Below are 6,303 nucleotides of genomic sequence, written 5' to 3'. Positions count from 1 at the left end.
TCTCTTATATGAACCTCTCTTTTTGAAAAGAGACTTACTTTTTCAGTAGCCTCATATTTATAGGTGCTATTTTATAAATAATAAATAAGATAAGGTAAAAACCCTTATTTACTCCATTATTTTAGTATAAGAAGTCAAGAGCTACTTTATCTAGGTTACTCCACTCTCCATTAGTGTTACCAGGATAACATGCATTCATTATAGAATTTGCATCTCCTCCCGGTCCAGCAGTACCAGGGATATATACTAAACCATCGGTACCTGCTCCTTCATTACTGTTCTCCCCACAACTTTTTCTTGTATCCCAGTCTGTATGCCTAAACCCAATACAATGTCCAATCTCATGTGTTAATAGATGCTCTAATTGCTGGTCAGTTTGCGTATTATTCGCCCCATTATTGATTCTTACTCTTGTAAACGGAAAACCATTAGCAGGAAAACCAGCTCTGCCAGAAGATTGATTTGGATTAGGATTGATACTATTATCAACAAATACCAAAATATCATTAGCTCCCCAATTTGTACCAAATGATAGTTCAAACCTAATACTAAGGTTTTCATTATTATAATTTTCAATGGCATACTGTAAACCTGTTTGCGCTGTAGCACTTAATCCATATTGATTATTACCGTTATATCCAACCACTCTAATAACATTTGTTGCTGTTACCAAATTAGTAGTGTGATACTGCTTACTTTGTATTCCATCAAAAATATCTGAAGCCATGATTTGATCATAAGACATAATAATATCTCCTTCTATCAAATACATATCTTCTTTTACACCATCAATTCCTGTGATTGATTGTCGAACTACTCCATTAGTATTATAATTAAGTTTTGTAAGCTTGGCTAATACCTCTTTAGAAACTTCTTGAGAAGATTGCTCTGCAGATTCTGTTACAGATTCTTTTTCGCAAGATACAAATACGGATAAAATCCCAGTAAAGATTAATACTGAAAGTGTTTTAAAATTTTTCATTGAGTTTGTGTTTTATTTGTTAAAAGTTTACTAATATATTCCTAACCTATCTTAATTTAATACTCTTTTACACGAACATTATATCCCATTACACGAACTGCATATCCTATTACACGAACTGCTGTTTTTTTATGCATAAAAATGACAAAATCATAAATTGTAAGATAAAACTTTAATTGTTTTGTAAATTTAGCCCCTTAACTATTACAAATATGGCAATAAAAAAAAGTGTTTTTCCCCTGTTTATCATGCTTGGATTCTTAATTGCAATTACCGTTTCTGCAAAGGATACAACACCCTTTAATTCAAAAAAACACCTACAGGATTCCATATTAGAAAATCTTAAAAAGAAGCAAAAACTAGCAAAAGAGTTTCATAACAAGGACAGTATTATCACCTCAGAATTAGCATTGTTACGTTTTTATACTTACAACCAACCTAAAAACACAGATACTGAAGAGCTATTTTGTTTACTGTATTATTGTACTAAGAATTATGATCTGGATTGTTTAACCGAAACAAACATAATGCTGGCTGTACAAATGCAAAAAAAAGATAAATACTTACAAGCGTTAACATATTACAACATAGCAAATAAACTATCTCTTCAATGTAAAAAGGAATGGTTAAAATGGGAAATAGCAACAAATCAAGGCTCCTTATTTAATGAGCTGTTAGAACCTGAACTTGCGCGGGAAAATTTTAAAAAATCGCTTGACTATATAAACCCTCATCAAGAACATTTAAAAGCAATTTCTTTAATAAATATTTCTTCCACATTTGAAAAAACAGACCCCGACTCTTTAATATACTTTTCTAACAAAGCAATTGATCTTCTAAAAAAAAAACCAGACAAGGCAAACTCCCTGGAAATTGCTGCAAATAATGCTGCTTACGGATATATTAAAAAAAACCAACTTTCAGAAGCTTCCAGAGTCATTAATAAATATATAAATCTGGATAAAATATCAAAAAACAGGAAAGAGGTTTTTGGGGCATTTTTCTTTAATACCATAGGAGAGCTTAACTACAAACTCAAAAACTATGACATAGCCATCGATTACTACAAGAAATCTATAAACGACACTAATATCGAATACCCACCCTCTAACCTGTCTAGCTTAAATGATCTTGCCGAAATTTTTGAAATAAAAGGAGATTTAAAACAATCTATTCATTATTTAAAAGCCAAAGAAAATTATTTAAAAAAAATTAATCAGCATAACTTAAAAAAAGAGATTGCACGGTCTGAATACAATAAGATACTAATCGAAAAAAACCAGATTATAACTACTCTTGAAAATAAAAATGAAAAAACAAAAAAACAGGTTTATAATATAAAAATCATTGCTTTTTCCTATGTTGTAATTACTATTATATCCATCTTGTTTATCTTAACCATTTATCAAAAAAGCAGATTAAAGATTGCACAACTTAATGAAGAAATAAGTTTAACAAGGTTAAAATCTTTACGATCTATAATGAACCCTCATTTTTTGTTTAATTCTTTTAACACACTACAGAGTTTTATTCTTCAAAAAGACAAGTTTGAAGCTAGTGAACACATGCGGCAATTATCGCAATTAATACGGAAAATATTATCCAGTTCAGACAGTTTATATATTAACTTTAAAGAAGAATTAGAAATAATCAAAACATATATAACCTTGGAGAACAAAAGGTTTGACAACCAATTTATTTTGAATCTGACTATTGATGATAATTTGACAGAACTAAACCCAAAAATACCATCCATGATTATCCAGCCTCATCTTGAAAATGCTGTTATACATGGACTGAGTTCTAAAAACAAAAAAGAATTAAAAATTTCTTTCAAAAAAAAGAAAAATAGTATCCAATGTGTTATTGAAGACAATGGGATTGGCAGACAAAAATCGGCTGAGCTAAATAAAAAATCAGAAAATAATTCTCACCTATCTATAGCATCCGGCAATACACTAGAAAGAATAAAACTTCTTAAAAAAGTAGGGTACAAAGAAACTTCTATAAAAATCACAGATTTATCAGACAATAATAAAAAACCAAAAGGAACAAGAGTTACTGTAAATCTACCAATCATAACCTAAATATCATGGATATACTTAAATGCATTATCATTGACGATGAAAAAATGGCCCGAAACAGCTTAAAATTGCTTCTGGAGAGCTATTGTTCGCAAATAGAGGTTGTTGGAGAAGGATGGGATAAATTATCTATACAAAAGCTATTTAAAGAGCATAAACCCGATATTGTGTTTCTGGATATTCAATTGGGAAATAGTACAATTTTTGATATAATCCCGGATCTTGGCAATATGAGTTTTAAAATTATTTTTATTTCTGCCCATGACGATTATGCTATTAAGGGGTACAAATATGACGCTATTGACTATCTACTTAAACCTTTAGACCCTTTAAAACTTAAAGAAGCGGTATCCAAAGCCCGCCAACAAATAAAAAAAGAAACAGCCTCCAAAAACAATGTGCACGAAAATTTAAAAAACCTTTATGGCTTAAGAGAATCCCCAAAAATTGTACTATCAGACAGCAGAGGTTTACATGTGATCAAAATTGAAGATATAATGTATTGTATTGCTGAAGGCAATTACACATCTATTATTCTTAATGGGCTACCTCAAATGGTTGTATCCAAAAACCTAAAGTTTTTTGAAGAAAAACTAACACAGCCTAATTTTTTTAGAACTCATAAATCCAATCTTATAAATATACATTATCTAAAATTACTAAGTAATGACGATGGAGGCCATATTGTTATGAGTGACGGAAAAACCTTATCTATATCCAGAGACAAAAAAAGAGAGCTGCTCAAACATATTTAAAAAAAACATAACTTGCTAAAAAACAACTTTTTATTATTCTCAAAAAAAAAAAAAAAAAAAATACAATCTCAATATAATATCAAGTAAATTTGTTATTCTTGAATCATGCAAAAACATATATTCTCCTTTATCGCAAAACTAAACAAAGTAATACTTCCCAGTTTTACTAAAAAACGATTAGATCTTAGTAAAGCCTCTAAGTTACAACTCTTGATATTTGGATGGAAATTATATATAACCAAAAGGGCTTTAGATTAAAAACCTTTTTTTAAAAAACAAATTGTATAATACATCTATAGCTAAATTAATATGAAATGGCATAAAAGATTTATAAAGGAAAAAATCGAAGTTCAAGGCAAAAAACGCAGTCATAGCAGAGCTATGACGAGTATTTTTAACGTAGAAATTCGATTTTTCACTAGAAAGATTAATGTTATTTTATGTTGATTTAGCTATATCTACAGGTATGCTTGTAAAAATGCATTTTGTTTTAATCATAGAACACGGGGAATTATACCCTCAATAAGGTATTAAAACTTTGGTTAAGATTAAAATAATTGCTCTTTTTGCAACACTTCTTCTTGTTTTTCGTAATTAGAGAAAAATCACAATACCTAAAAACAAAATCATTTATTATGAAAAAATGGATCATTCTAGGAATAAGTATACTAGGTATGCTTCCCTTAATTGCATTTACAACTATTTCAGAAGAGAACTTATTAAAAAGCAATAACCAATCTGATGAGATAACAGCTGTTATCAATAAAAACACATCAGAACAAGAATTAGAAGACTTAAAAAAATTCTTTTCAGAAAATGGAATTGAATTACTTCTTAAAAAAATAGAGTTTAATGATAAAAATGAGATTACAAGCCTTAGCATTGCATTAAAAAAAGGAAACGCCAAAAGCCAGTATTCTTCCTCTTCAAACGTACCTATTTCAGAAATAAAACTAGGGTATAAAAACGGTAATCTATATATTACCAATTCGGGGATGTTTGATATTGCTGTCTTAAAAAACCAGTCTGGGTTTAATTTTCCAAACACAAATATGGATAGTGTGATGAAAAAACACAATTTTACCTTTGATTTTAATGATGAAAAAGATTCTTTATTTTTTAAAGGAAACATTGCTATCCAAAAATTAAAAGATCAGATTATGGAGTCTTTCCATTTTGACGAAAATCAAAATGGAAGTTTCTTTTTTAATGGGCAACAAATCCATCCTTTTCAGAACTCAAGCTCTAAAAAATACAGTTTTATTGATAATCCTGATATTCAAAAGTTAATTATTATTAATGGAAAAGAAGCTGATTTCAAAACTTTAGATGCTCATGCAAAGTCAGATAATCTGGCAGAAGTCGACTTTCTCAAACCTAAAACTGCAATTAGTATTTATGGCGACAAAGCAAAAGACGGTGCCATAATTGCTACCACAAAACAATAGCTGTTTTTGGCATAGATTTTTTTTCAATACAAAACCTTCATTTTCTGAAGGTTTTTTTGTAATTAATAGTTTAAAAGAGCTGATACCGGAACATCTAATTTTTCTCTGCCCTTAAGAAAATCTAATTCCATTATAAAATTACACTGTACAACCACACCTCCCAATTCTTTTACCAAATCGCAAACTGCTCTTGCAGTTCCCCCTGTAGCCAATACATCGTCGTGAATTAAAATGTTTTCTCCGGCTTTTATTGCATCTGTATGTATTTCCAAAACATCTTCTCCATACTCTAATCCATAACTTTTAGATTTTACATCATAAGGCAATTTTCCTTTTTTTCTAACAGGTACAAACCCTGCTTTTAAACGTTCTGCCATCAGGATCCCCATAATAAAACCTCTTGCCTCAATACCTATAACCTTATCAATCCTTACCTCTTTTGGACTTAAATCAACTAACTGATCTACACAACTTGTAAAAGCTTTATGATTGCCCAGTAAAGGAGTAATGTCTTTAAACAAAATCCCTGGCTTAGGAAAATCAGAAATATCTCTAATATAATCTTGTATTTTCATAAACCGAAAATAATCAAAAATAAGTAACTTTAAAACAGGTCTGCAACATATACTTCTGAAAAATCGTATTACAATCATTGCATCAAATTATTAGTAATCAAACTCTCAACAACTTATCAAAAATATACTAATCAATATTTTAAATATTAATCTGTGCATGCTTTTTAAAAAATATAAGAAACTTTTTTAAGTTTTAAAAAAACCGTTACTTGTTTTGCTATAAAAATAAAAAACTATATATTTGCACCCGCAAAAAGGCCTCGTAGCATAATTGAATAGTGCACTTGATTACGGCTCAAGAGGTTGCAGGTTTGAATCCTGCCGAGGTCACAAAAAGAGACAAATCTAAGATTTGTCTCTTTTTATTTATCTTGAAATCAATTAGTTAAATGTAAATTGATTCGATTTTTGCCTCATTGGGTTATATTTCTTAAATTAGATAACTAATTGATTTTCAAA

Annotated in this window: 6 protein-coding genes and 1 tRNA gene; 5 read left to right on the top strand and 2 right to left on the bottom strand. The window is 29.6% G+C overall.

The window, feature by feature from the left end; genetic code table 11:
- Window positions 1-121 precede the first annotated feature (121 nt).
- A complete protein-coding gene (locus ACZIYX_RS23430) occupies window positions 122-982 on the bottom strand; it encodes a M57 family metalloprotease (RefSeq protein WP_462684694.1) in 861 nt (286 codons plus the stop codon).
- Window positions 983-1,194: 212 nt separating this feature from the next.
- On the opposite strand from ACZIYX_RS23430, the gene ACZIYX_RS23425 reads away from it, so the two are divergent.
- From ACZIYX_RS23425 to ACZIYX_RS23410, 4 genes are all read left to right on the top strand, one after another.
- On the top strand, window positions 1,195-3,069 hold the full coding sequence (locus ACZIYX_RS23425) for a tetratricopeptide repeat-containing sensor histidine kinase (RefSeq protein ID WP_462684693.1): 1,875 nt from the start codon (window positions 1,195-1,197) through the stop codon (window positions 3,067-3,069).
- Between the two features lie 5 nt (window positions 3,070-3,074).
- The gene (locus tag ACZIYX_RS23420) at window positions 3,075-3,821 is read left to right on the top strand and encodes a LytR/AlgR family response regulator transcription factor (RefSeq protein ID WP_462684692.1); all 747 of its coding nucleotides are present in this window, start codon (window positions 3,075-3,077) and stop codon (window positions 3,819-3,821) included.
- Window positions 3,822-3,926: 105 nt separating this feature from the next.
- A complete protein-coding gene (locus tag ACZIYX_RS23415) occupies window positions 3,927-4,079 on the top strand; it encodes an SsrA-binding protein (RefSeq protein WP_462684691.1) in 153 nt (50 codons plus the stop codon).
- 377 nt (window positions 4,080-4,456) lie between these two features.
- Window positions 4,457-5,269: a hypothetical protein gene (locus ACZIYX_RS23410; RefSeq protein WP_462684690.1), complete on the top strand. Its 813-nt coding sequence runs from the start codon at window positions 4,457-4,459 to the stop codon at window positions 5,267-5,269.
- Between the two features lie 62 nt (window positions 5,270-5,331).
- Here ACZIYX_RS23410 and ACZIYX_RS23405 read toward each other — a convergent pair whose 3' ends face one another.
- Complete coding sequence (locus ACZIYX_RS23405; RefSeq protein ID WP_462684689.1) at window positions 5,332-5,844, bottom strand: adenine phosphoribosyltransferase; 513 nt, start codon at window positions 5,842-5,844, stop codon at window positions 5,332-5,334.
- 256 nt (window positions 5,845-6,100) lie between these two features.
- Between ACZIYX_RS23405 and ACZIYX_RS23400 the strand changes: the two genes are divergently transcribed.
- Window positions 6,101-6,174: transfer RNA gene (locus ACZIYX_RS23400), tRNA-Arg, on the top strand.
- The last annotated feature ends 129 nt before the right edge of the window (window positions 6,175-6,303 follow it).

Source organism: Aquimarina sp. (assembly GCF_977115655.1).
This window is presented reverse-complemented; position numbering and strand designations above follow the sequence as displayed.